The organism is Pseudomonas halotolerans, from assembly GCF_039581215.1.
GTDB lineage: Bacteria > Pseudomonadota > Gammaproteobacteria > Pseudomonadales > Pseudomonadaceae > Aquipseudomonas > Aquipseudomonas tehranensis.
Genome location: NZ_JBCNTJ010000002.1, coordinates 322,756 through 345,688, shown reverse-complemented (window position 1 = coordinate 345,688; position 22,933 = coordinate 322,756). Strand labels below are relative to the sequence as shown.

18 protein-coding genes are annotated in these 22,933 nt (G+C 58.3%); 6 read left to right on the top strand and 12 right to left on the bottom strand.

What is annotated here, in order from left to right; all coding sequences use genetic code 11:
• Window positions 1–8 precede the first annotated feature (8 nt).
• From AAIS01_RS04035 to AAIS01_RS04015, 5 genes are all read right to left on the bottom strand, one after another.
• Window positions 9–2,162, bottom strand: coding sequence for an autotransporter outer membrane beta-barrel domain-containing protein (locus AAIS01_RS04035; protein ID WP_343467905.1), 2,154 nt, complete (start codon window positions 2,160–2,162; stop codon window positions 9–11).
• Window positions 2,163–2,757: 595 nt separating this feature from the next.
• A complete protein-coding gene (locus AAIS01_RS04030) occupies window positions 2,758–4,686 on the bottom strand; it encodes a hypothetical protein (protein ID WP_343467904.1) in 1,929 nt (642 codons plus the stop codon).
• Window positions 4,687–4,782: 96 nt separating this feature from the next.
• Window positions 4,783–5,577 carry a hypothetical protein gene (locus AAIS01_RS04025; protein ID WP_343467903.1) on the bottom strand — a complete coding sequence of 265 codons (795 nt, stop codon included), beginning with the start codon at window positions 5,575–5,577 and terminating at the stop codon, window positions 4,783–4,785.
• Between the two features lie 254 nt (window positions 5,578–5,831).
• Window positions 5,832–7,016 carry a pyridoxal phosphate-dependent aminotransferase gene (locus tag AAIS01_RS04020; RefSeq protein WP_343467902.1) on the bottom strand — a complete coding sequence of 395 codons (1,185 nt, stop codon included), beginning with the start codon at window positions 7,014–7,016 and terminating at the stop codon, window positions 5,832–5,834.
• A 145-nt stretch (window positions 7,017–7,161) separates the two neighbouring features.
• Window positions 7,162–8,298: a glycerate kinase gene (locus tag AAIS01_RS04015; RefSeq protein WP_343467901.1), complete on the bottom strand. Its 1,137-nt coding sequence runs from the start codon at window positions 8,296–8,298 to the stop codon at window positions 7,162–7,164.
• A 158-nt stretch (window positions 8,299–8,456) separates the two neighbouring features.
• Between AAIS01_RS04015 and AAIS01_RS04010 the strand changes: the two genes are divergently transcribed.
• Window positions 8,457–9,470, top strand: coding sequence for an aldo/keto reductase (locus tag AAIS01_RS04010; protein WP_343467900.1), 1,014 nt, complete (start codon window positions 8,457–8,459; stop codon window positions 9,468–9,470).
• Between the two features lie 162 nt (window positions 9,471–9,632).
• Entirely contained in the window at window positions 9,633–10,517 is an 885-nt protein-coding gene (gene rarD / locus AAIS01_RS04005; RefSeq protein WP_343467899.1) for an EamA family transporter RarD, read from the top strand.
• Between the two features lie 175 nt (window positions 10,518–10,692).
• Here the strand turns inward: rarD and hppD are convergent, their stop codons facing one another.
• Window positions 10,693–11,769, bottom strand: coding sequence for a 4-hydroxyphenylpyruvate dioxygenase (gene hppD / locus AAIS01_RS04000; protein WP_343467898.1), 1,077 nt, complete (start codon window positions 11,767–11,769; stop codon window positions 10,693–10,695).
• A 249-nt stretch (window positions 11,770–12,018) separates the two neighbouring features.
• On the bottom strand, window positions 12,019–12,963 hold the full coding sequence (locus AAIS01_RS03995) for a DMT family transporter (RefSeq protein ID WP_343467897.1): 945 nt from the start codon (window positions 12,961–12,963) through the stop codon (window positions 12,019–12,021).
• 239 nt (window positions 12,964–13,202) lie between these two features.
• Between AAIS01_RS03995 and AAIS01_RS03990 the strand changes: the two genes are divergently transcribed.
• The 3 genes from AAIS01_RS03990 (at window position 13,203) to AAIS01_RS03980 (ending at window position 16,256) form a co-directional block, all read left to right on the top strand.
• Window positions 13,203–14,069 (top strand): LysR family transcriptional regulator, encoded by an 867-nt coding sequence (locus AAIS01_RS03990; RefSeq protein WP_343467896.1) that lies wholly within the window; start codon window positions 13,203–13,205, stop codon window positions 14,067–14,069.
• A gap of 57 nt (window positions 14,070–14,126) precedes the next feature.
• A complete protein-coding gene (locus AAIS01_RS03985) occupies window positions 14,127–15,704 on the top strand; it encodes an EAL domain-containing protein (RefSeq protein ID WP_343467895.1) in 1,578 nt (525 codons plus the stop codon).
• A 186-nt stretch (window positions 15,705–15,890) separates the two neighbouring features.
• The gene (locus AAIS01_RS03980; protein WP_214918658.1) at window positions 15,891–16,256 is read left to right on the top strand and encodes a histone-like nucleoid-structuring protein, MvaT/MvaU family; all 366 of its coding nucleotides are present in this window, start codon (window positions 15,891–15,893) and stop codon (window positions 16,254–16,256) included.
• Between the two features lie 86 nt (window positions 16,257–16,342).
• Here the strand turns inward: AAIS01_RS03980 and AAIS01_RS03975 are convergent, their stop codons facing one another.
• Window positions 16,343–16,879: a DUF4946 domain-containing protein gene (locus AAIS01_RS03975; RefSeq protein ID WP_343467893.1), complete on the bottom strand. Its 537-nt coding sequence runs from the start codon at window positions 16,877–16,879 to the stop codon at window positions 16,343–16,345.
• Between the two features lie 191 nt (window positions 16,880–17,070).
• On the opposite strand from AAIS01_RS03975, the gene gloA reads away from it, so the two are divergent.
• Window positions 17,071–17,592, top strand: coding sequence for a lactoylglutathione lyase (gene gloA, locus AAIS01_RS03970; protein WP_343467892.1), 522 nt, complete (start codon window positions 17,071–17,073; stop codon window positions 17,590–17,592).
• Window positions 17,593–17,794: 202 nt separating this feature from the next.
• Here the strand turns inward: gloA and ahpF are convergent, their stop codons facing one another.
• The 4 genes from ahpF to galU all read right to left on the bottom strand — a co-directional run bounded on the left by ahpF (window position 17,795) and on the right by galU (window position 22,799).
• Window positions 17,795–19,357, bottom strand: coding sequence for an alkyl hydroperoxide reductase subunit F (ahpF, locus tag AAIS01_RS03965; RefSeq protein WP_343467891.1), 1,563 nt, complete (start codon window positions 19,355–19,357; stop codon window positions 17,795–17,797).
• Between the two features lie 124 nt (window positions 19,358–19,481).
• On the bottom strand, window positions 19,482–20,045 hold the full coding sequence (gene ahpC, locus AAIS01_RS03960; RefSeq protein WP_047227636.1) for an alkyl hydroperoxide reductase subunit C: 564 nt from the start codon (window positions 20,043–20,045) through the stop codon (window positions 19,482–19,484).
• Between the two features lie 304 nt (window positions 20,046–20,349).
• Window positions 20,350–21,705: a glutathione-disulfide reductase gene (gorA, locus tag AAIS01_RS03955; protein ID WP_343467890.1), complete on the bottom strand. Its 1,356-nt coding sequence runs from the start codon at window positions 21,703–21,705 to the stop codon at window positions 20,350–20,352.
• Between the two features lie 254 nt (window positions 21,706–21,959).
• Window positions 21,960–22,799, bottom strand: coding sequence for a UTP--glucose-1-phosphate uridylyltransferase GalU (galU, locus tag AAIS01_RS03950; protein WP_047227638.1), 840 nt, complete (start codon window positions 22,797–22,799; stop codon window positions 21,960–21,962).
• Window positions 22,800–22,933 lie beyond the last annotated feature (134 nt).

Here is a 22,933-nt window from a genome sequence, read left to right as displayed (position 1 = left end):
AGCCATCATCAGAAGAAATAGCTGACTCGCAGGCTGCCGCTCCAATCCTGACTGACCGTCGTCCCCTTGCTGCCACCGACCTGGCCGGAAACCTGCCAGTTACGTTGAGCCGGCGTCCACTTCAGGCCCGCACCGTACTCAAGCGCTGTGCTGGCGCGGTCGTCATCGAAGCTGTCGTCGTTGATCCTGACCTCGTTGGTCTTGATGAACTCGTGATTAATGCCCGCCGACAAACTCGGCTCCAACAGGCCGCCATTTTCGAGGCTGATCACGCGCCCGCCCCTGAGGCCCAGGTTCCCTTGCAGAGAACGCATAGTGTCGGCTTTGACTTCCAGGCCGTTGTCCAGGCGATAGCTGTCGCTCTGGGTCACGCCCGTCGAGACTCGCACCTGTGGCTCGATGAAATAGTTATCTTGCAAGCGAATATGCTTGCCCACCGCGACCGAAGCGCTGGCGCCCAATGCCTTGTATTCACCCTTGGAGCGTGTACCGTCGCTCATGGTGACCCTGGCTTTATTGTTGAACTGGTTGACCTTGGCCATGACGTTGACGAATACACCGCTCTGGACGTCGTAGGTACTGCCGTAGACACCGAGGTTTACGCTGTCGACCGTTGCGCTGGATCCGTACCGCAGATCCATGTTGGTGTGGCTGGTGCCTACGAAGCCACCGAGTACCCATGCGCGATTGCCGATATCCACCAATGTGTCGGCGCCGCCGGTGATCCCGTTCTGGTTCTGCGAGTAGCCATCGCCATAGGCGTTGTCGACGCTGTATTGATTACCGTAAGTACGTACCCAGACGCTGTTGCTCAACTTGATGTCGTTCTCGCTGGCCGAACGCATTGACGCATCGGGCCGTGCGCTTAATCCCCGATCACCGATCTGATCGTTGAGCATGTTCATTTCTGCGTTCAATACGCTGCGAGCACTGCCGGCCAAAGCCAATGCAGTATTGGTGGACGGACTGACCGTGTCTCGGTCGGGATTAAGGTACAAACCCTCCCCATCCTTCTTCAAGCGGTAGACGAAGGTACCGGCATCGACCGTTTCTCGACCGCCCAGCGAGAAACTCGCATCGCCAGCAGCAATGTTGCCGATTTTGACGGCTTCGGCACTGGTTGGCGTGGTCCCGGTCGCAGAGACCAGCAACTGATGTTGCCCGCTGGCAGTACCGGTAACATTCAGGAAGTCCGTATCGCCGTTACCCAGGTCGGTGCCCATCACAAAAGTACCGTTACCGGAAAGCTCGCCAATGTTCAGTTGCTGGAACTGCTCATTGGTGCCCATGCGGACCACACCACTGCTCAAGCCGAGACGCTGTACGGTATTGTCGCCAGTCATCACCCATTGCGCGGCATTGCCAATGTTCAGATTGCTCGAGTCGGTGATCTGCCCCGTCAGCACCGCGCCGTTGTTGAGCGATACAGTGCCATTGGCGTCCGAACGCACATCGCCGGTCATCTGGCTGTTGTTGTCTAGCCTGAGATCAAACACGTTCTCCACGTTGCCATTAATCACTGAACCGTTATTCAGGCTGACCGCCGTCCCTGTCCCCGCAACGGCCATTACATTACCGTTCAGGGTGCTATTGCTGTTGAGGTTGACGTTGGTAACGTTTTGCAAGTTTCCTTCAAGCGAGGAGCCATTCTGCATCAGCCAGGACACCGTACTGCCGGTATCGGCTATGACGTCGCCACGCAGAGCGCTTGCATCGACGTTGACGTTGGCGGTGGAAGTATCGCTGGCTTGAAACAGTGTTCCGTTGCCACCGTTCAACTGCGAGCCGTTGAGTACGTTGATGGTCGTGGCAGCACCAGGACCACCGAAGGCACCCACGACAATTGCCGAACCCGTGCCGCCCGTTACGACTGTGTTATTCAAGGTGACCGTGCTGGCGCTCACGCCGGTATTATCCACGCCGATTCGCAGGCCGTCCTGCCCACCGGAGATCGTGCTTCCAGTCGCCGAAAGCGTTGCCCCTTCCAGTTGAACGCCGTAACTGGTCGCGCCGGTGCCACGCAGGGTCGAATCGTTGACCGTCAGGACACTGAAACCCGTGGCGTTTGCGCCGCCGACCAGTCCGGTAATTGTGCTTCCGCCCGTGACGGTGGCGCTGGAGGCGGTTGGGGTGTTGATGTCACGCCCCAACAGCAGGCCCATGCTGTTGGTACTGGTAACAGTGCTGGCTTGGATCGTGGCAGAACTGTCGCTGAGCGAAAGCGCTCCTCTCCCCGCCGAGCTTTCTACAGTTGCGCCCGTCATCGCGATATCGGAGCCCTCTTGGGCTGCAATCCGCGCACTCTGACCACCGTTGAATATGACATTGGCATTTTGCGAGCTGATCGTGAGTGCACTCGCATTGTTTATTGTCAATGTTCCACCTTGAGACACAGCCCACGCCTCTGGTGCTGGAGGATTAGTAACGGTCTCACTTTCCCCAGGAACAAGAGTTCTGGCATGAACCGCAGGAGTGCCGAGGAACAATATGGCAAGCAGATAACCCGTTCCCTTGCGATTTATGAGTGTTGTAAATTGAGGCATGAGGACTCCGCATAATCAATTAAACAACCTCTCTTCAAGCAGAGAAGTCATCGAAAAAACGTTCGCTAGACTAAACAGCAAGCCAAACGAAAGATGTCGGAAAACCCTTCACCAAAAGTAGGAAAAATCCCTTAATCCCATAAATACAACCGATAGACAGCCTGTCCAGCCACACAGTATCGCGAGAGGGCCAACCCCTCTCGCGATACTTATCTCATGCTGGAGGTACAGGTAGCCTGTCGCAGTACTCGCCGCTGGAGGTGATTGTGTCAAGCGGTTTAATGACCGGTATCGAGGTCTGTAAACCACCGATATCGGCCGTGTACCAATACTTACCAAATGCCCGAGAACCGAGCACCGGCTGCGCTGCTTTGAACACCGCAGCATTTGCGACAGTAGCGACATCCACTGTCGATGCGTCTTGGATAGTATAGGTTTGTGAATCTTCCGTGCCGGGGATCAAATTAGCGCCAGCAGCATCCGTATAAGCCGCAAAATGTGCGGTAATGACTGTACCTTGCGGCAGAACGGTCGATTTCGGAATAGTAAGAGCCAAACGCCAGTTGGTCGTTGCATCGTTCATTGCAAAACAATCGATTTGATCCTTGGTGGCAGGATTGCGAATCCTGATAGTTGGCTCTGGCAGATCAATTCTCCTTCCTCGGACAGTGACTGTCTGGAGTTCAGATTTGATGACGTTCTTGTCGACACCTGTTTTTTGCCGTGTCCAGTAAGCAGGCACGCTGGGCGTCGGAAGCGCGGCTATTATGATCGCCGAAATGGGCACCTCGAACTCAATCGCGTCACTGAAGGGTGAAAAATCGCCCACCATCTGATCATTCACATAACATTTAACCGTCTCCGCTGGAGTAATCGCTGGATCCGTGAGGGCGAGTACAACTTTGAATTTACCCGCCTTATCGCGATCGTCTGGTATCAATTCGTTAGCTGTCTGCGACTGTCCCGTTACGACAGGTAAGGCAAATGCGGGATTGGTCAAATCCGGCAACTCTGGATATATCCCTCCTGGCGGATACAGGTCCATCCAGAAAAATAAGGGAGGGGAAGGAAATGGCGCTGCGGCACCGCGCTCCAGTTCAAAATAGGCTTTGACTTCCAAGGCCTCTGTTGATGTTCCAAAAACATCTGCTAGCCCATTGTCATAAGGCAGCGGAAAGTTCAAGTCCACATCGGCAAGAGGTTGGGGACCAAACGCCTTGAAATTAGTTGGGTCATTTGCCTCTTCGATGTAAAACGTTATCTGGTCGCCTGGCTCCGCATTATCGATGGGCAAACGTTCGACAATGCCCAACACCCCGCTGCCGGCAAAATCATCGAGGTATAAGGTTGTCGTCCCATCTGGATCAGTGGCCGGGACTAAAGGACGCTCATTAAGGACCGGATCCAGCGCAAGCCCCAACGTCAACAGCGCGGCGGGCAATGAACTTGCGCTTCTATTTCCAGGAAGGTCCGTCCAAAAATAATGGATATTGATGCGCCCATTTGGCAACCCTCGCAAGACACTGCTCGGCACCGTAAACACACCCGTAGCGGGAACTGCCGCTTGGTAGACCTGAATATCCGTACCGCCGGCGGAAAAATGCACCTCCAGCACATCGTCGAGACGACGTAGTGGATAGCTCACGTCAACCGTAAATTCCAAGTCTGTGTTGGCAGCCAGCCAGGCTTCGTCCACCGTTCTCAAGGGATCCGTGGGCGCATTGGTAAAGGCCGGCGCAGGCGTAGGTGGATTTTTTTTACGTGAAGGATACTTGACCTCAAACGGTGCCGTTCGGTCTATATTGAACTCTACAATATTGGTCTCATCAAAGTTGCCCCCACCGTCTTTAAAAAATATAAACTTAACCTGCCAACGAGTGGGTGTCGCGGGTTGGGCGTCTTCAATAAAGTCAGCCGCTGGAAGAGGAATAGGTATAACGCCAGCAGGTCGGTCAGCGATCAGGCCAAGTAACACAGTATTTTTAGCAATGCCAAACGCTTCTCCTACCCGTGCATAGAACAGGTCAACTTCGTCACCCTCCGCCTCTTCTACGGGTATAGGCCGCTCCAGATTTGCAATAATTTCGCCGGATTCCAAAACGGTGATTGAGATTGACTCGTCCGCCAACTTGTCGATATTCAAATCCAGGTCCAACGTTCCAGAACGTGTGGACATAGTACGAGTTTTTGGGGGAACTATTTTTATAGCCATGGTTGCCTCTCCAACTAAATTCATGTTTTAGGGATTACTTTCACCGGGTGTCACTCTGTCTATTTTTACCAACCCTTTCCTTGACTCGGCAACGAGCCTACCCCCTTGAAAAAGCTGATACACAACCAAGGCAGAATCCTTATCGATCAGAGGACTGATATTTGGCTGAAACGGAACCACCACATCAAAACCAGCTGATATGTCTGGCGCTTGAAGTATTCGTTCCCAGGTACCATATGTCTCCGACACTGGCGGACCGCTGCCATTCAAGCTCGAATAACCTTGCCATTGAATTTTTACCACATCCCCTGGCAGAGCGATGTTGGTCAAGCTCGGTATTGCGACCGTAGCGCCACTCGTTAACGGTGGAACGGTGTTGTTATTCAAATACCCCCAAAGATTCGCGTGTGGAAACGTGGGTTCGGCTAATATGATGAGCGGTGTGTGATCGATGGTGAGTTTTCTTGGAGGGGAGGGATCATCACTGCCACCTGCCCCCTTCCATACTTTGTAATAAACATACGCCACACCATCCTTGGCTAAATGTTGAGGCGTCAAATCGAAATACAAAAAATCCACCGTCAGAGGCACTGGATAAAACACGGTATAAAGCCGATCTTCCAGCCCATCTTGAAGCCAGGTTATCCAGAGTTCATCATTGGGACGTGGATCAATCCAATAGGGAATAACAATTCGAGTGCCCCGCTGCAATATTTCGCGAGGCACATGACCTTCCAGATCATTATCATTTATACCCTCCACCGAGAGGGGCTTCGCCAGAACTTCGCTGTTAGCGCCTTGGTTTGTTTCTAAAGAAGCCATGGCGATCACCTTGCCAAAAATTTCAATCGGCGCTTTCGCAGCCCGCAAGGTCATTTAGCGCCGGGTGCTGATAATTTCCAACTGTCAGATCTGACAGGTAACAGCGCCATTCATCGGATACACAAAAAGAACCGAGGCCTGGATGAACGGTGGAGGAATCGAACATATTTCAGAAAGGCAGGACTCATCACTGCAGAGAAGTGCCTCCCTTCAATACAGTAGGTTCAGAAGGGTGGTTGACGCTTACTTAGTTGTCAGATGTGCAGCTTTACCCACTGCGCTGCGCAATCTGCAATGTGTCCGCAGGCGATGGCCAGTTTTTCTTTCCCCACCACCAGCCCGACCCGAATATGCCCCGCCGCACTCGGCCCAAATGCCTCCCCCGGCAGCACCGACACGCCATACCCGGCCAGCAACTGCTCGGCAAACACTTGAGCTGCCAAACCAGTCTCGCGTACATCGACCATCACAAACATGCCGCCATCGGGCCGCACGGTTTTAAGGCTTGGGCAGTTTTCCAGTGCCGCGCACACCAGGTCGCGGCGCTGGCGATATTCCTCGCGCATCACGGCCACCTCAGGCAAATCCTGATCGAGGGCAACCTGGGCGGCGCGCTGGACGAAGTCGGGCAGACCGAACAGCATGCATAACGACAGGTTCGCCAGATGCTCGGCGAGCGGTTCAGGGGCAACGACCCAGCCGATGCGCCAACCGGTCATGGCGTGGGATTTGGACAGGCTGTTGAGGGTGGCGGTGCGCTCGGCCATGCCCGGCAGACTGGCCGGGCTGATGTGTTCGCCTTCGTAGATCAGGTCGCTGTAGACCTCGTCACTGATCAACCACAGGTCATGTTCAATGCACAACCGCGCCAATGCTTGCCAAGTGGACATTGACAGGCTGGCGCCGGAAGGATTGTTGGGACTGTTGAGCAGCATCGCCCGGGTACGGGGAGTAATCAACTGGGCGACGTCGGCCGGGTCAACCCGAAAAGCGTTCTCCGGACGCACTGCCACCGGCACCACTGTTGCCCCGCAGGCGCCAAACACGGCTTCGTAGGTGACATACATGGGCTCAGCGATGATCACTTCATCACCGGGGTTAAGCAGACATTGCGCGACCGCATAGACCCCACACTGCGCCCCCGGCAGCACGGTGACATGCTCGGCGCCTACCGGCTGGCCAGAACGCTGGCGATGACGCCGGGCAATACTGGCGCGCAAGCTGGGCAAGCCACGGACGTCTGAATAATGGGTTTCTCCGGCCCGCAGGCTGGTCACCGCAGCATCGACGATGGCGCGTGGCGTGTCGAAATCCGGATCGCCCACTGATAACAGCAATACATCCCTGCCCTGCTCACGCATGGCCAGCGCCCGATCATGGATCTGCCACGCGGCGGCGCCGTCGCCGGTGATGCGACGGGTCAAGTCTGAAAAGCGCATGTACCACTCCTGTTTTGCGCGAAGTCCAGCCTCAACCCTATCTCAAATTCAACTCCGTGGGAGCAAAGCTTGCTCGCGACGCTGGCGACTCGATTCCTGGAGGACCGCAGCGCTTGTATCGCGGGCAAGCCTTGCTCCCACAGGTCTATCGGGCCGCCACTCGCCACAGCCGCGCAATGTCCCGGGCCCGTTCGCTCAACAGGCGTGGCGCATCGGCGCAGGCCTCTTGCAGGGTCATCGGACCACTGACCAGAGCAAACGCGGCGTCGATGCCGTGCTCATACAGCGCCTGATAATCCTGCCCCAGCGTGCCGGCGATGACCACCACGGGTACGCCCTGCTGGCGAGCCAGGCGGGCCACGCCAAAGGGTGTTTTGCCGCGCAGGGTCTGGGCGTCGAAACGCCCCTCGCCAGTGATCACCAGGTCAGCACCGTTGATCGCCTCGGCCAGCCCGGTCAACCCGGCGACGACGTCCACGCCGGTGCGAAACTGTGCGCCCAGGAACGCCTTGGCAGCGAACCCCAGCCCCCCGGCGGCGCCGCTGCCCGGTTCGTCGCGGACATCTTTGTTCAGCACCTGGGCACAGTGTTCAGCGAAATGCCCCAGAGCCTGGTCCAGTTGCTGGACCTGCACAGGGGATGCCCCTTTCTGCGGGCCAAAAATCGCTGAAGCACCGTGAGGGCCGCACAACGGGTTATCGACATCGGCCGCGATCTCGAAACTGACCTGCTTCAGGCGCGGGTCCATCTCGCTCAAGTCGATACGCGCCAGTTTCGCCAGGGCGAGGCCACCGGGCGCAAGGGGCTGCCCGTTTTCATCCAACAGCGCCACGCCCAAGGCTTGCATCGCCCCTGCACCGCCGTCATTGGTGGCACTGCCGCCGATTGCCAGGATCACCCGTCCGGCGCCTTCGTCCAGGGCGGCACGAATCAGCTCGCCGGTGCCGTAGGTGCTGCTGGAACAGGCATCGCGCTGCCCAGGCGGCACCAACTGCAAGCCGCTGGCCTCGGCCATTTCGATGATCGCGGTGCGGCTGTCGGGCAACCAGCCCCAACGCGCCTCGACGATGGCGCCCAGAGGGCCTCTGACCCGACTGCGGCGCCACTCGCCGTTACAGGCGGCCAACACCGTCTCCACCGTACCCTCCCCGCCATCGGCCATCGGGCACTTGATCAACTGTGCATCCGGCCAGACCTGGGCCAAGCCTTGGGCGACAGCATCCGCCACGCCCTGGGCGCTCAGGCTGTCCTTGAACGAGTCGGGGGCGATGACTATTTTCATATTATTCTCCGGTTGGGTGGGGACTGTGTTGAGGCTCACGGCTCATCGCGAGCAAGCTCGCTCCCACAGGTGATTTTTGGTGTTTGATAAATCTGTTTGCTCCGCACGCCTTATCTGGGGTTTGATTGGGCCTTTCCCATCGATAAAAGGACCTTGTCATGAGCTACCGCACGCTAGGCCATTCCGGGTTGCACGTCTCGACGTTGACCCTGGGCACGATGATGTTCGGCGAACAGACCAGCACCGAGGATTCGCTGCGGATCATCGACAAGGCCTGGGACCAGGGTATCAATTTCATCGACACCGCAGACGTCTACACCAACGGTCGTTCCGAAGAGATCGTCGGCGAGGCGATTGCCCGTCACCGTCATGAATGGGTGCTGGCCACCAAGGTCGGCTTCGGCCCGCCGGATGGCGTCCCCAACCGCAGCGGCCTGAACCGCAAGCACATCTTCAATGGCATCGAAGCCAGCCTGACACGCCTGGGCACCGATTACCTGGACATCTATTACCTGCACCGCGAAGACCACAACACCCCGCTGGAGGTCACGGTGTCGGCCATCGGTGATTTGATTCGCCAGGGCAAGGTCCGCTACTGGGGCCTGTCGAACTACCGTGGCTGGCGCATCGCCGAGGTGATCCGGATCGCCGACCGCCTGGGCATCGACCGACCGGTGATCAGCCAACCGCTGTATAACATCGTCAATCGCCAGGCCGAAACCGAGCAGATCACCGCCGCACAGAACTATGGCCTCGGTGTGGTGCCTTTCAGCCCCCTCGCCCGCGGGGTGCTCAGTGGCAAGTACGCGCCGGACGTGGCCCCGGACGCCAACAGTCGCGCCGGTCGCCAGGACAAACGCATCCTGGAAACCGAATGGCGGGTCGAATCCCTGCGCATCGCCCAACAGATCCAGCAATACACCCAGGAGCGCGGCGTGGGCATGGTCGAGTTCGCCATTGCCTGGGTGCTGAACAACCGCGCTGTCACCTCGGCCATCGTCGGGCCGCGCACCGAGGAGCAATGGGATGGCTACACCAAGGCGCAGTCGGTGACGATCACCGCCGAAGATGAAGCCTTCATCGATTCGCTGGTGACACCGGGGCATGCCTCGACGCCCGGGTTCAATGACGTGGGGCATTTCGTGCCGGGGCGTGTGGCGCGCACGTCATAAACCGGTCATTACACTAACCCCCGTGGCGAGGGAGCTTGCTCCCGCTGGGCCGCGTAGCGGACCTCAATGGCGGCCGCTTCGCAGCCGAGCGGGAGCAAGCTCCCTCGCCACGGGGAATGCTTCATCCCCTTCATGTCCCAACCCCGCTAACAAGAGGCCTCAGTGTCCAAAGGCATCGCTCTATCGGTCTCGGCCTCTGTGCTGTTCGCCGTGATGTATTACTACACCTCCCTGCTCTCGCCACTGACCGGCGTGGAAATCTTCGGTTGGCGCATGCTGCTGACGATGCCCTGCATGACGGTGTTCATGCTGGTGGCCAAGGAGTGGAACCTGGTGACGGCGCTCGGCCGGCGTCTGCTTGCCGCGCCGCGGCTGTTGATCGGTGCCATGGCGTCTTCGGCGTTGATGGGGGCGCAGTTGTGGCTGTTCATGTGGGCACCCCTCAACGGCTACAGCCTGGACGTGTCGCTGGGGTATTTTTTGTTGCCGCTGTCGATGGTTCTGACCGGGCGCCTCGTCTATGGCGAACGCCTGTCCTACCTGCAGAAAATCGCCGTGTTCTTCGCCACCCTCGGCGTGGTCAACGAGTTGTACCAGGTGGGCGGTTTTTCCTGGGCGACCTTGCTGGTAGTGCTGGGTTACCCGATCTATTTCATTCTGCGCAAACGCCTGGGGACCGACAACCTGGGCGGGTTATGGCTGGACATGACCCTGATGCTGCCGCTGGCGCTCTGGTTCGTGCAAAGCGGGGAGCAGGGTTTCGCTGTTTTCGACCAGTACCCGTGGCTGTCGCTGCTGATCCCGGTGCTCGGGGTCATCAGCGCCTCGGCACTGGTGGCCTACATCATTGCCAGCCGGTTGCTGCCATTCAGCCTGTTCGGGCTGTTGAGCTATGTCGAACCGGTATTGCTGCTGGGCGTTGCGCTGCTGCTGGGAGAGAGCATCCAGGCCAGTGAATGGCTGACCTACATTCCCATCTGGATGGCCGTGGCGGTGCTGGTATTCGAAGGGTTCAAACACCTGATGCGCCAGCGCCGCCGGGCTTAAGGCTTATCCAGCCCCCTGTGGGAGCGGGCTTGCTCGCGAAAGCGCTGTATCAGTCAATATCAGTGGCGCCTGACACGACGCCTTCGCGAGCAAGCTCGCTCCCACAGGGGTTTTGCATCCGCAATAAAAAGCCCGCCGGGCATCACTGCCAGGCGGGTTTTTTTGCGCTCAGGTATTACTCAGTAGCCAGCACACCGCGACGCACCTGGTCCCGCTCGATGGACTCGAACAACGCCTTGAAGTTGCCCTCGCCAAAGCCATCGTCGCCCTTGCGCTGGATGAATTCGAAGAACACCGGTCCCATCAGGGTTTCCGAGAAAATCTGCAACAACAGACGCTTGTCGCCCTGTTCGGAAGCGCCGTCCAGCAAAATGCCCCGCGCTTGCAGTTCATCCACCGGCTCGCCGTGGTTCGGCAGGCGGCCTTCGAGCATTTCGTAGTAGGTATCCGGCGGCGCGGTCATGAAGCGCATGCCGATGCTTTTGAGCTGGTCCCAGGTCTTGATCAGGTCGTCGGTCAGGAAGGCCACGTGTTGGATACCTTCACCGTTGAACTGCATCAGGAACTCTTCGATCTGCCCGGCGCCCTTGGACGATTCCTCGTTCAGCGGGATGCGGATCATGCCGTCCGGGGCGGTCATGGCCTTGGAGGTCAGGCCGGTGTATTCGCCCTTGATGTCGAAGTAACGAATCTCACGGAAATTGAACAGCTTCTCGTAGAAACCCGCCCAATAGGCCATGCGCCCGCGATACACGTTGTGGGTCAGGTGGTCGATGATTTTCAGCCCCGCGCCCACTGGGTTACGGTCAACACCCTCGATAAACACGAAATCGATGTCATAGATCGAGCTGCCTTCGCCAAAACGGTCGATCAGGTACAGCGGCGCGCCGCCGATGCCTTTGATTGCCGGCAGGTTCAGCTCCATCGGGCCGGTTTCGATGTGAATCGGCTGGGCGCCGAGTTCCAGGGCACGTTTGTAGGCCTGTTGCGAATCCTTGACGCGGAAAGCCATGCCGCACACCGATGGACCGTGCTCGGCAGCGAAGTACGAGGCCACACTGTGGGGTTCGTTGTTGAGGATCAGGTTGATCGCGCCCTGGCGATACAGGTGCACATCCTTGGAGCGGTGGCTGGCCACTTTGGTGAAGCCCATGATCTCGAAGATCGGCTCCAGGGTGTTGGGGGTCGGGGATGCGAATTCGATGAATTCAAAGCCCATCAGGCCCATCGGATTTTCGTATAGATCTGCCATGTTGGCGCCTCATCATGCTTATCAATTAACGGAGCGTTAGTTGCCGGCCATGCTGAGGGCACGCGGTGGCGCGCAGGAAATGCCGCGAACGGTGCGGGCGAGAAAATCGCCGTAGATCAGTTGAAACCCGAATATCTTCATTGTCGACCCAAGGCTCTTGCGGGCGAGGCTTCTGCTGCCAGAAGACGTTTATTCTTGTATGCGTAAATCGATTCTACACAGCGTAACCCTATTTGTCCGCCTTCGGTATCAAATCGTCTTTTGCGGCGAGCGCGCAAGGGCTTTGTTGCACAGGAAAATCCCGGTCAGGATCAGCCCCGCCCCTGCACCCATCAAGACGGTGAGCCGCTCGTCCAACAGCAACGCCCCGAACAACACTGCGGTCAACGGGTTGAGTGCGATGAACACGCCAGAACGGGTCGCGCCAATCCGACGGATGCCGTCATACCAGGCGATATAGGCCAACGCCGATCCCAGCACACCGAGGTACAGCAGGCTCAACCATTGCCCGACGTCCAACCCGCGCAACGCTTCAACGCGAACTTCGCCTGCGACCGCGCAAGCTAGCCACAACATCAAGGTCCCCAGCAGAATCGACCAGGTCACGGTTTGCAAGGGTCCAAGGCTTTCATTCAGGTTTTTGGAAAACAAGGAATAGATGCCCCAGCCCAGCACGCAACCGAAAATCAGCAGATCGCCCAGCCAGGCCTGCCCTGCACGCTGCAGCAAAAAGGGATCGCGACTGACGATCACCAACCCCGCCCCGCCGATACACAGCACGATGCCTGCGACTTTCGCCCGGCTCAGCCGCTCCTTGAACAGCCACCAGGACGCCAGCCCGATCACCGCCGGATTCAAGGCCACGATCAACGACGCCCGCGACGCATTGATGTACTGCAAACCGTAGAAGAAACACAGGTTGTAGAAAAAGATCCCGAAGAACCCCAGCGCCGCCAGTTGCAGCCCTTGTTTCAGGCTGGGCCTGGCCAACGGAATCCCGGCCAGGCCGAGGAACAGCAACAGCGCGAGACTGGCCAGCAGAAACCGCAGGCTGGCGGCGAGCAGCGGTGCCAGGGCATCGGAAAGGATCCTGCCGGCGACGAAGGTGCCGCCCCAGATCATGGTGACCATGGCGAGCTTCAAGTAGACCGGCAGGTCCGACGGGGTTGGGACGGTTTGTTCGAGGGTTTTCATGGTTCACCGAAACCTGTATGTGAAGTCACTCACAAAACCTGTGGCGAGGGGATTTATCCCCGCTGGGGCGCGAAGCGGCCCCTCGAACTCCCTGACACACCGAGTCGTCAGGTTTGGGGCCGCTACGCAGCCCAGCGGGGATAAATCCCCTCGCCACAGGTTCTGTATGACTTTGTGATTCGAAGCAGATGCCTCATCATCAAGCTCATACCTGATCATCGTAAAATGAGCATTCCCTCATGACCCTCACCCAACTCGAAATCTTCTCCTTGGTCGCCGAGCTGCGCGGTTTCACCGCTGCGGCGACGCGGTTGGGCATCAGCCAGTCAGCGGTGTCCCACGCCATCAAATCCCTGGAGCAGGAGTTGGGCGTGGCGTTGTTCAGGCGTCATCAGAGTCTCATCGAACCCAGCGACATTGGCCGGCAACTGCTGCTGCGGGCCCGGGCCATGCTCGGGCTGGCCAACACCCTGCGCCAGGAAGCCGCCGATGCGCGGGGCATGCGCCGAGGCACCCTGCGCATCGGCTCGTTCGGTCCGACTTCGTCGATGAAGTTGTTGCCCGCCATCCTGCAACGGTACCGGGCTGTGCACCCGGGAATCGAAGTGCATATCGACGAAGGACCGGACCGGCAAGTCATCCAGTGGCTGGATGAACGGCGGATCGACGTCGGTTTCGTGGTGCTGCCCGAGGACCGTTTCGACACCTTCGCGCTGATGCAAGACCAGATGGTCGCCGTGCTGCCCAGCGCTCATCCCCTCGCCGCCCAAGCCAGCCTGAGCCTCAAGGACCTGTGCAACGACCCGTTCGTGCTCACCGAGGCCGGCTCTTCTGAACTGGTTTCGCGCCTGTTCAACGCGGCCCGGCTTACACCGAATGTGCGCTATCGGTGTTCGCAGCTGCTCAGCACCCTGGATGTCGTCAGTCGCGGCGAGGCCGTGACCCTGGTGTCCGAAGGTTCACTGCCGGGCGGCGACAACCCGCGTTTCGTCACGCGGCCGCTGTCGCCGCAGGTCCCGCGTCAGGTAGGTCTAGCGGTACTGGACAGCCGCCAGGCCTCGCCCGCTACGCTGGCGTTTATCGAACTGGCGAAGCAGTCAGTCTGATCACCCGCAACCCGATACACTATCGGACAGGTCCCTCCAGCCCCACAGGTTATGCAGATGCCATTGACCGCCAGTCGTTTGCGCAAGCGGCCCCGTCGCAACCTGATCACGCTGCTCTGCGGCGTGCTGCCGATACTGTCAGGGCTGGGCATTCTGTACCTGCAGGCCGAACGGACACTGGAGCAACAGAGCCAACAGACCAGCGAAGAGTTGGTCGGGCAGATTGAGCTGATGCTCGACAACACCGCGTTGGCGGCCCGTGAACTATTGCCTCTGGCCGGTCAGCCCTGCGAAGCGGTGCAACTGGCCTTGCGCGAACAGGTGACGCGTCGCCCATTCGTCCGTTCGACCAATCTGGTGTGGGACAACATCCTCTATTGCAGTTCGCTGTTTGGCGCTTTCGAAGAGACGGTTGATCCGAACGCCTACCATCAGGGCACGTTGTGGCTCATGAACGGCAACCCGATCACCCCCGACACCGCGCTGCTGATTTACCGGCTCAATGAAGGGCAACAAGGGGCATTGGCAACGCTGGACGGGTATCACCTGGCCAATGTCTTGCGTCTGATCGGCGGCGAAACCCGGTTGATGCTGCAAGTCGGGCCAAACTGGCTGACGCCGGACGGGAAGGTCCGACAAACGCCCCTGCCCGCGCTGCCGGTCGCCCGCAGCAACCTGGCCTCAGCGCGCTATGCCTTCAATGTTGAAGCCGGCTTCGATGAGGGTGAAATCTGGCGCTACATGACCCGTGAATATCCGCCGCTGTTCAGCCTGCTGATCTTCTTCGGTGTCATCGCCGGAACGCTCGGGCACTGGCTGCAGAAGCGCGCCTCGTCCCCCAGCCATGAGCTGCAACGTGCGCTTGAGGCCGGGGAATTCGTGCCGTATCTGCAACCGGTCGTGCATGGCGACAGCAAACACTGGGCCGGGGTCGAGGTGCTGATGCGCTGGAACCATCCCAAGGAAGGCCTGGTGCGGCCGGACCTGTTCATTCCCTTTGCTGAACACAGCGGCTTGATCGTGCCGATGACCCGGACATTGATGCAACAAACGATGCGCTTGCTGGCGCCCTTGGTCCCGCGGCTGGAAAGTCCCTTTCACGTCGGCATCAACATCACCGCTCGCCACTGTCAGGATCTGGAACTGGTGCACGATTGCCGCGAGTTTCTGAAGGCGTTCCCACCGGGGGCCATTACCTTAGTGCTGGAACTGACCGAGCGCGAGCTGATCGAACCGACGTCCACCACTCACCAACTGTTCCGGCAACTGCGCGAACTGGGGGTCAAGATCGCAATCGACGACTTCGGCACGGGTCATTCCAGCCTGGGCTACTTGCGCCAGTTCAACGTGGACTTCCTGAAAATCGACCAGAGCTTTGTGGCGATGATCGGCGTCGATGCCCTGTCGCGCCACATCCTTGACAGCATCATCGAGCTGTCGGGCAAGCTGGACCTGGGCATTGTTGCCGAAGGGGTCGAAACGGTTGAACAAAGCGACTATCTGGCCGCCCACGGAGTGAACTTTCTACAGGGTTATCTATTTGGTCGCCCCCTGAGTGCGCCAGACTTCGTTACGACCGTGACCGCCCTTGAAAACCATCGCCCGGCAGCGCTTCTTGGGGCACAGTCAAAATGATAAAAGACTTGGCTATTGTTACATGACGAAAAAGTTACGATTTACACCTTTCCGATTCACTACTACAATTTTTTCAGCGGTACCCGATAACAGGAGCGTGATTATCACCGAGTCGCTTCAAGGCACTTGGCTTATAGCTTTGTTTGCGGTTGGTATCTGCCAAATATTCTGATTGGAGTAACGATATTGTCCAGACTCGCTGAATTTCGTAAAGCAGAACAGGACCTTCAAGAGCGACTCAAACAGCTGGAAAAGCTGAAAAATGATGCCGGGCTCAAGAAAGAAATCGAATTCGAAGAGAAGCTCCAGGGACTGATGAAAACCTACGGCAAGAGCCTGCGCGACGTCATCGCGATTCTCGACCCGAACCCGGCCAAGGGGGGCCTGCCCTCGACCAAGCCTGTCAAAACCCGCCGTGCGCGAGTGGTCAAGGTGTACCAGAACCCGCACACCGGTGAACTGATCGAAACCAAAGGCGGCAACCATCGAGGCCTGAAAGCCTGGAAAGAACAGTACGGGGCAAAAACCGTAGACACCTGGTTGCGCAGCTGAAAACGGGTTGAATAAAAAACCCTGAGCCTGCTCAGGGTTTTTTATGGGAAAAATTTCTGGACTAAATGATTCTAATGCCGAGGGGTCTATAGTTTCAGGCTATTTCGTACCGACTGTATTTCATCCTGGTTTGCTACAAACTCCTGAGCTTGTCCCGCGTACGACAGCACATTCGCCCTGCCCTCCTTTAGTGCAGCGACGAGTGTTTGAGATAACACGTGCCGGCCATTTTGCGTGATGGTGCAAGTGGTCTCCAGTGCGGCAACGTCGCCCAACATCGAAGCATGAATTTTATTACACACACTTTGATAACCGCTCTGATAAAAGTCCTTCTGAATTGACTTGCGCATTTCCAGTAACACGCCTTGCAAGTTGACTTGATGACCCGGCTCGATGGGCGTGGTGGTCAGTTCCATGACCATCACCGCCGTGCCCGCAGAATCACTCTTTGTCGCCCGTTGCCGGGTCGTCCCCGGCACTGCCGACGAGGTGCCTGCATCAACGGGCAACGGTTCAATGACCCAGCCTGGGGGCCAGGCGACCTGCGGTTCGGCCGCCTGAGCAGCGACACCCGCCGTCGCGACCAGCAGCAAGACAAACAGCGAAAGGAACAGTCGAATCATTGCATTGCACTCAAGGACGATGCGTAAAGTCTGAAGCTCGCCGCCCAGGCAAGCAATAGCCAGAGGCGTTTGGCGAGGCCGCGCCCCTTGCGTATCATGGGGGCACCTGCAAGGAAGCCGTTTAGCGCAAGCCCAGGACCGTCGCAGCAACATTGCGATGCCGTTTGCCCCACTTACTTTCCGGAGGGCCCATGAGCCTGCACGAACTCAACACTGTCCCTGGCGTCACCGCCCAACCCGATACCGCCACGGCCAAATTTGTCTTCAACCACACCATGCTGCGGGTCAAGGACATCACCAAATCCCTGGATTTCTACACCCGAGTGTTGGGTTTTTCCCTGGTGGAAAAGCGCGACTTCCCGGAAGCCGAATTCAGCCTGTACTTCCTTGCCTTGGTGGACAAAAGCCAGATTCCGGCCGACGCTGCACAGCGTACCGAATGGATGAAATCCATCCCCGGCATTCTGGAGCTGACCCACAACCACGGCACCGAAAGCGACCCGGCGTTCGCCTACCACAACGGCAACACTGACCCGCGCGGGTTCGGCCACATCTGCATCTCGGTCCCGGACGTCGTGGCCGCTTGCGAGCGCTTCGAAGCGCTGGGCTGCGACTTCCAGAAACGCCTGAGCGACGGTCGCATGAAAAGCCTGGCGTTCATCAAGGACCCGGATGGCTACTGGGTCGAAATCATTCAGCCCGCGCCGCTGTAAGCCCCATCGTAGGGTTGTGGCCAACAAAAATCCTGTGGGAGCGAGCCAGCTCGCGATAGCGGCAGCACATTCAACATAGATGTACCAGACAGATCGCAATCGCGAGCAAGCTCGCTCCCACAAGGTAATGCGTAATCCAAAAAACAAAACCCCATGAGCACTGGCCCATGGGGTTTTGTTTTTCCTGCTGTCGGCTCTCTATTTATGCCGGCGCGGAGGTGCGGATCAGGTGGTCGAAGGCGCTCAGCGAAGCCTTGGCCCCCTCGCCTACGGCGATCACGATCTGCTTGTACGGAACAGTCGTCACGTCACCGGCGGCGAACACACCCGGGATCGAGGTTTCACCGCGGGCATCGACAATAATCTCGCCACGTGGCGACAGCTCGACGGTGCCTTTGAGCCAATCGGTGTTGGGCAACAGGCCGATCTGCACGAAGATCCCTTCCAGCGCCACGTCCCGCACTTCACCGCTTGGGCGGTCTTTGTAGCGCAAACCGTTGACCTTCTGACCATCGCCCGTCACTTCGGTGGTCTGGGCGTTGGTGATCACGGTCACGTTCGGCAAGCTGTGCAGTTTGCGCTGCAACACCGCGTCGGCACGTAGTTGCACATCGAACTCCAACAACGTGACGTGGGCGACGATACCGGCCAGGTCAATGGCCGCTTCTACACCGGAGTTACCACCGCCAATCACCGCCACACGCTTGCCTTTGAACAGCGGGCCGTCACAGTGCGGGCAGTACGCCACGCCCTTGTTGCGGTATTGCTGCTCGCCCGGCACGTTCATTTCGCGCCAGCGGGCACCGGTCGCCAGGATCACGGTCTTGGCCTTGAGGCTCGCACCGCTGGCGAATTTGATTTCGTGCAGCGCGCCATCCTTGCCTGGCACCAATGCATCGGCGCGTTGCAGGTTCATGATGTCCACGTCGTACTGCTTGACGTGCTCTTCCAGGGCGACGGCCAGTTTCGGCCCTTCGGTTTCCTGCACCGAGATGAAGTTTTCGATGGCCATGGTGTCGAGCACCTGACCGCCGAAACGCTCGGCCGCGACACCGGTGCGGATGCCTTTACGGGCTGCATAGATAGCCGCTGAAGCGCCGGCTGGGCCACCGCCCACCACCAGCACATCGAACGCATCCTTGGCGCTGATCTTTTCAGCCTGGCGCTCGATACCGCTGGTGTCGATCTTGGCAAGAATTTCTTCCAGGCCCATGCGGCCCTGGCCGAAGTTCACACCGTTGAGGTAAACACTTGGCACAGCCATGATCTGGCGCTCGTCGACCTCGGCCTGGAACAGCGCGCCGTCGATGGCGACGTGGCGGATGTTCGGGTTCAGCACCGCCATCAGGTTCAGCGCCTGGACCACGTCCGGGCAGTTCTGGCAGGACAGCGAGAAGTATGTCTCGAAGTTGAACTCGCCCTTAAGGGAGCGGATCTGTTCGATAACCTCGACACTGGCCTTCGAAGGGTGTCCGCCAACTTGCAGCAAGGCCAGCACCAGCGAAGTGAATTCGTGGCCCATGGGGATACCGGCAAAACGCAGGCTGATATCGGCGCCCGGGCGATTCAACGAAAACGATGGCTTACGCGCATCGGTGCCGTTGTCGAGCAAGGTAATCTGGTCACAAAGACTGGCAACGTCTTTGAGTAACGCGAGCATTTCCTGGGATTTCGCACCGTCGTCGAGGGAGGCGACGATCTCGATCGGCTGGGTGACCCGTTCCAGGTATGACTTCAACTGAGCTTTAAGATTGGCGTCCAACATACGGGCGATTTCCATTTTTTGAATTTCAGAAAAAACAACGCCCGAGCGAATCTCGCCCGGGCGTTTTTTGGGGCGAAGCGGCTTGCTTGGTTAAGAGCGGATCGCCCTCGGATGACGCACAGACTTAGATCTTGCCGACCAGGTCCAGGGACGGCGCCAGAGTGGCCTCGCCTTCTTTCCACTTGGCTGGGCAGACTTCGCCCGGGTGAGCGGCAACGTACTGAGCAGCCTTGACCTTGCGCAGCAGCTCGGAAGCGTCACGGCCTACACCACCGTCGTTGATTTCAACGATCTTGATCTGACCTTCAGGGTTGATCACGAAAGTACCGCGGTCAGCCAGGCCAACTTCTTCGATCAGCACGTCGAAGTTGCGGGAGATGACGTGGGTCGGGTCACCGATCATGGTGTACTGGATCTTGCCAATGGCTGGCGAGGTGTTGTGCCAGGCAGCGTGAGCAAAGTGAGTGTCGGTGGAGACGCTGTAGATTTCGACACCCAGCTTCTTGAATTCAGCGTAGTTGTCGGCCAGGTCTTCCAGCTCGGTTGGGCAAACGAAGGTGAAGTCGGCCGGGTAGAAGAACACCACGGACCACTTGCCTTTCAGGTCGGCATCCGAAACCTGGACGAACTCGCCGTTTTTGAAAGCGGTAGCGTTGAACGGTTTAACTTGGCTGTTGATGATAGGCATCTATGACTCTCCGTCAGGGGTTGAAAAGTTGATGGCGTGAATCTTAACCACTCATCCCCCGGCAGGCTCATTGGCAAACCTCATGTGAATGATTGGTTTTGCCTATCAGGAATCTATATAGATAGAAAAAATCTGTAGGAGCTGGCGAAGCCTGCGATCTTTTGATCTTGATCTTGCGTTGGAGCTGTTGGGGTTCGCTTGGGACTCAATGGGCTGGGGAAAGATCGCAGCCTCGTTGCACTCGTCAGCTCCTACACGCAGGTCTCACGGGCTCCTACATAGCTTCTGCATAGCGCCTGCAGTGTCAGGCGGTTGGGGTTCGCATCGTGACGAATTCCTCGGCGGCAGTCGGGTGTACGCCGATGGTCTCGTCAAAATCGCGCTTGGTGGCGCCCGCCTTGAGCGCGATGGCAAGCCCCTGGACAATTTCCCCGGCATCCGGCCCGACCATGTGGCAACCCAGCACTTTGTCCGTGCGGGCATCCACCACCAGCTTCATCAGCGTGCGCTCCTGGCAGTCGGTGAGGGTCAGTTTCATCGGGCGGAAGCGGCTTTCGAAAACCTGAACGTCATGCCCCTCCTCCCTGGCCTGCTCTTCGGTCAGGCCCACCGTGCCAATATTCGGCAAGCTGAACACTGCCGTGGGGATCATCCGGTAATCCACCAGGCGATATTGCTCGGGCTTGAACAGGCGACGCGCCACTGCCATGCCTTCAGCCAGGGCAACGGGAGTGAGTTGTACGCGACCGATGACATCGCCAATGGCCAGGATCGATGGCTCGGCGGTCTCGTACTTTTCGTTGACCTTGACGAAGCCCTTCTCGTCCAGTGTGACAGCCGTGTGTTCAAGGCCGAGATTGTCGAGCATCGGCCGTCGGCCGGTGGCGTAGAACACGCAATCGGTGGCCAGTATGCGACCATCCTTGAGCTCCACCTCCAGGCTGCCGTCGTCCAGTTTTTCGATGCGTTTGATGTCCGCGTTGAATTGCAGATCCAGGCCACGACGGCTCAGTTCTTCGGCCAGATGCTTGCGTACCGCGCCATCAAAGCCGCGCAGGAACAACTCACCGCGGTACAGCAACGACGTCTGCGCGCCCATGCCATGGAAAATCCCGGCGAACTCCACGGCAATGTAGCCACCGCCGACGACGATGACGCGCTTGGGCAGCTCTTTGAGAAAGAACGCCTCGTTGGAGCTGATGGCGTACTCACGGCCCGGGATGTCCGGTATCACCGGCCAGCCACCGGTGGCGATCATAATGTGTTCGGCGGTGTAGCGCTGGCCGTTGATCTCGACCTCATGGGGCCCGGTGAGCCTGGCGTGCCCCTCGTGCAACACCACACCGCTGTTGACCAGCAGGTTACGGTATATCCCGTTGAGGCGATTGATTTCCCGATCCTTGTTGTCGATCAGCGTGGCCCAGTCGAAACTCGCTTCTCCCGTCGTCCAGCCATAGGCCGACGCTTGCTCGAGGTCCTCGGCATAATGCGCACCGTAGACCAGCAGTTTCTTCGGCACACACCCCACGTTCACGCAGGTACCGCCCAGGTAGCGGCTCTCCGCCACGGCCACCTTGGCCCCGAAACCGGCCGCAAACCGCGCAGCCCGAACACCGCCGGAACCGGCACCAATCACATACAAGTCAAAATCGTAGGCCATCTTCTATCTCCTTCGGCAGGCCATCAGCATACCTGCTGTTTTCACGCGAGGCAGCAATGCTCACTTTAAGCGCAATCCCTGTGGGAGCGGGCTTGCTCGCGAAAGCGGTGCGTCAAGCGACATTGATGTTGGCTGTACCGCCCTCTTCGCGAGCAAGCCCGCTCCCACAGGGGTTTCGTTGATGTGAGAGCATTTTCCAGACAAAAAAACGCCCCGAACCAGTCGGGGCGTTTTTCAAGGGGCGGCGTGGGCGATCAGTATGCCTTGCCGGTCTTGTAGAAATTCTCGAAGCAGAAGTTGGTTGCGTCGATGTAGCCTTCGGCGCCACCGCAGTCGAAACGCTTGCCTTTGAATTTGTAGGCCATGACGCAGCCGTTCTGGGCCTGCTTCATCAGGGCGTCGGTGATCTGGATTTCACCGCCCTTGCCGGGCTCGGTCTGTTCGATCAGGTCGAAGATGTCCGGGGTCAGGATGTAGCGGCCGATGATCGCCAGGTTCGACGGCGCATCTTCAGGCTTTGGTTTTTCAACCATGCTGTGGACCCGGTAGATGTCGTCGCGGATCATTTCGCCGGCGATCACGCCGTACTTGTTGGTTTCCTGCGGATCGACTTCCTGGATCGCCACGATGGAGCAGCGGAACTGCTTGTACAACTTGACCATCTGGGTCAACACGCCGTCGCCTTCGAGGTTGACGCACAGGTCATCCGCCAGGACCACGGCGAAGGGTTCGTCACCGATCAGCGGGCGACCGGTCAGAATCGCGTGCCCCAGGCCTTTCATTTCGGTCTGACGGGTGTAGGAGAACGAACATTCGTCCAGCAGCTTGCGGATGCCGACCAGGTATTTCTCTTTATCGGTGCCCTTGATCTGGTTTTCCAACTCGTAGCTGATGTCGAAATGATCTTCCAGGGCGCGCTTGCCACGGCCGGTGACGATGGAGATTTCCGTCAGGCCGGCAGCCAGGGCCTCTTCGACGCCGTACTGGATCAGTGGCTTGTTCACCACCGGCAGCATCTCTTTGGGCATGGCTTTAGTCGCTGGCAGGAAGCGAGTACCGTAACCGGCTGCTGGGAACAAGCATTTCTTGATCATATAAGTCCTTGAAAAGGCGGTGTGTACGAGTTTCGGCGCAGTCTAATCAGGCCGCAGGCACCTTACAATGCCCGGGCTGGCCAACCGGTGCCATCATAGAGAAATAAAAAATGGCGGATAGTTCAATCGGCTTT